Here is a 2,509-nt window from a genome sequence, read left to right on the forward strand (position 1 = left end):
GCAGGCTGGTATTCCGTGTCGATGCCGGCCCCGCCCAGACCCGGACCCTGGTGCAGAATGAGGTGCGCGGCCCGGTCGGCTCCAGCCTGTCGATCATGACAAGGCGGGGGCTTTGCATGCTCGGCATGGCCGAGGGCCAGACTGCATGGATCGAACAGGCCGACGGCAGGCGGGAGTCGGTCCTGATCGCGACCGTGCTCTACCAGCCGGAGGCCGCGCGGCGTGCCGTCAGGGAGAAATCCCAGGCCGAGGCGCGACGGCCGCATGGGCTCACCCTCGTCTACAGCGCCGCAGCCGATTGGCGGCCCCTTGGCGAAAGGGCCGGAATGCGGCAGACAGGGGACGACGACCCCGGTCCTGCGGCGGCGTGAACAGGCAACACTGCATGATCTCGAAAATCGGCATCGATTTTCGCCGGGGATCATGCGCAAATCGGAATGCGCCGCGTCCAGGCGTCCTCAAGGGCGTGCGACGCGGCAAGGAGTAAACGATGAAGATCATGGTGCTGGGCGGCGGCGTCATCGGAGTGACCACGGCGTACTTTCTCGCCGAGGCCGGCCACGAGGTGACGGTTCTCGACCGCCAGAAAGGCCCGGCGCTGGAAACCAGCTTCGCCAATGCCGGCGAAATTTCGCCCGGCTACGCCTCGCCCTGGGCCGGGCCCGGCATTCCGCTGAAGGCGATCAAATGGCTGCTGATGAAGCATGGCCCGCTGGTGGTGCGGCCGGCCTTCGATCCGCATATGTGGACATGGCTCATCAAGATGCTGCGCAACTGCACGGCCGAGCGCTATGCGATCAACAAGGCGCGCATGGTGCCGCTGGCCGAATACAGCCGCGATACGCTCAAGGCGCTGCGCGAAGCGACCGGCATCGCCTATGACGAGCGGACCCAGGGCACGCTGCAGCTGTTCCGGACGCAAAAGCAGCTTGACGGCACCGGCGGCGATGTCGAGGTGCTGAAGAAGTATGGCGTGCCTTACGAGATCCTCGACCAGGACGGTTGCATCGCGGCTGAGCCTGGCCTTGCCGGGGTGCGCGAAAAGTTCGTCGGCGGCCTCAGGCTGCCGCACGACGAGACCGGCGACTGCAAGATGTTCACCGACAGGCTGGCCGAACTCTGTGTGGCCCGTGGCGTCAAGTTCGAGTACGACGTGACGATCTGGCGCGTCATCCGCAGCCGCAACCGCATTGCCAATCTCAGCACCAGCAAGGGCTGGAAGACCGCCGACGCCTATGTGATGGCGCTGGGCAGTTATTCGGCGGGTTTCATGCGCCGAGTGAAGCGGCCGATCCCGGTCTATCCGGTCAAGGGCTATTCGATCACCGTGCCGATCAAGGACGCGGCGGCGGCGCCGGTCTCGACGGTGATGGACGAGACCTACAAGGTGGCGATCACCCGGCTTGGCGACCGCATCCGGGTTGGCGGTACGGCCGAGATTTCCGGCTTCGACCTCAGGCTGCACGAATCGCGGCGGCGCACGCTGGAACACTCGGTCGGCGATCTCTTTCCTGGCGCCGGCGCGATGCGGGACGCGACGTTCTGGTGCGGGCTGCGGCCGATGACGCCGGATGGTCCGCCGCTGATCGGCCGCACCGAGCTTTCCAATCTCTATCTCAACACCGGCCACGGCACGCTCGGCTGGACCATGGCTTGCGGCTCGGGCAAGGTGCTGGCCGACATCATCTCCAACCGGGTGCCTGACATCGACGTCCGCGACCTCGCGCAGGAGCGCTATCTGCGCTAGAGAGTCAGAACGCCTGCCGGACCCAGTCCTCGTCGAAAAGCAGCCGGTAGGCCCACGGGATCGTCACATTGGTGGCGACCGGTTTGGAGTGGGCGACATAGTCGTCATAGATCGGCTTCATCCTGGTGTAGAAGGCCGGATCGAGCACCATCATGCCGTTCTCACTGTCGTGGAAGAAGCTGCGGTTGTTGAGGTTGACCGACGAGATGGCGACCAGCCTTTCGTCGATCATCATGATCTTGGAATGCAGCACCACGTCAGGCGCCTTGAACTCGCGGATGTTGATGCGATCGCCATATTTCTCGACAAACAGCTTGTTGAGCGCGGTGAGAAACTTGCCGCCGATATCGCCCTTGAGATCGATGCGGCCGACAATGTCGATCCTGACGCCGCGGGCGAGCGCCCGGTCAACAGCCTGGGCAAGCTTGGGCGTCAGGTTGAGGTAGGGATTAACGATCTGGATATGGTGCTGGGCGGCGTCGACCAACTCGACGAAATAGTCCTCCAGCGCATGGCCATCCTCGTAAGGCACCGAAATGAAGTGTCGTGCCGTGCCTGAAGGACGGGCGCCGTCGGACCGGACCGGAATGGAGAAGGGGCGCGCCAGATTGGTGTCGGCGTCGCGCAGCCACACTGTCGAAAGATGCGCGGCAAGGGTCTCGACCGTGGCCGGATCGGCGAACTCGATGTCGAAGTCGCTCCAGTTCGAATAGTAGTTCAGCGACAACCCGTCGGTCTTGCCGTATTGCTCAAGGTCTGGAT

Annotated in this window: 3 protein-coding genes; 2 read left to right on the forward strand and 1 reads right to left on the reverse strand. The window is 64.1% G+C overall.

Features of this window, described 5'->3' with window-relative positions:
• Both EN994_RS26900 and EN994_RS26905 read left to right on the forward strand, forming a co-directional pair.
• The coding region (locus tag EN994_RS26900; protein ID WP_127307949.1) for a nucleoside-diphosphate kinase at nucleotides 1-371 on the forward strand (371 nt) is incomplete at its 5' end.
• Between the two features lie 119 nt (nucleotides 372-490).
• A complete protein-coding gene (locus EN994_RS26905) occupies nucleotides 491-1,747 on the forward strand; it encodes a D-amino acid dehydrogenase (protein WP_013529082.1) in 1,257 nt (418 codons plus the stop codon).
• A gap of 4 nt (nucleotides 1,748-1,751) precedes the next feature.
• On the opposite strand, the gene EN994_RS26910 is transcribed toward EN994_RS26905, so the two are convergent.
• Nucleotides 1,752-2,509 (reverse strand): phosphatidylserine/phosphatidylglycerophosphate/cardiolipin synthase family protein (locus EN994_RS26910; protein ID WP_164746230.1); only part of this gene is annotated, 758 nt, incomplete at its 5' end.

The sequence above is a fragment of the Mesorhizobium sp. M7A.F.Ca.CA.002.09.1.1 genome, from assembly GCF_003998555.1.
GTDB lineage: Bacteria > Pseudomonadota > Alphaproteobacteria > Rhizobiales > Rhizobiaceae > Mesorhizobium > Mesorhizobium ciceri.

Excerpts from the sequence above, each read along its gene's own strand:
- EN994_RS26905 (WP_013529082.1), top strand. The coding sequence starts at position 491 with ATGAAGATCATGGTGCTGGGCGGCGGCGTCATCGGAGTGACCACGGCG.